The sequence below is a fragment of the Bradyrhizobium sp. Crot121 genome (genome assembly GCF_059512385.1).
The window spans coordinates 1-354 of the sequence record NZ_JCAMOR010000505.1 but is presented as its reverse complement, the minus strand read 5'-3'; the positions used below and the strand labels follow the sequence as shown (position 1 = coordinate 354).

The window sequence follows — 354 nt, the reverse complement described above, 5'->3', positions numbered from 1 at the left end:
ATCAACCCAGCCGAGCTTTCATTCCTGTTTCGCCAGGAACTTGAGCTCTGTCGGGTAAAACCCGGTTCACAGGTGGTCCTGGTCACCGATTTGACCACGCGGGCTGATTATGTGCAGGCGGCATTTGCCGCGGCTGATGAGATTGGAGCCAAGATTTTCGAGGTGAAGATTTCGGCGCCCTTCAACCCCAACATGATCGCAAGCCAAGGGGGAGGCGACACGATCTCTGGCCTACCTGGTGCGATCCAGGCGATCCATTCGGCCGATCTTGTGCTGGTCTTCCACGTCGCGCTGGGCTCCCACTGGATGCAGGAAGCGCGGAGGAAGGGCACGAGATTTCTTCTCGTCATTGAT

1 protein-coding gene is annotated in these 354 nt (G+C 57.3%); it reads left to right on the top strand.

Annotated features, from left to right (window positions below):
* Nucleotides 1-354 (top strand): 2,5-dihydroxypyridine 5,6-dioxygenase NicX family protein (locus tag AC5ZGW_RS47680; protein WP_496114342.1); only part of this gene is annotated, 354 nt, incomplete at both ends.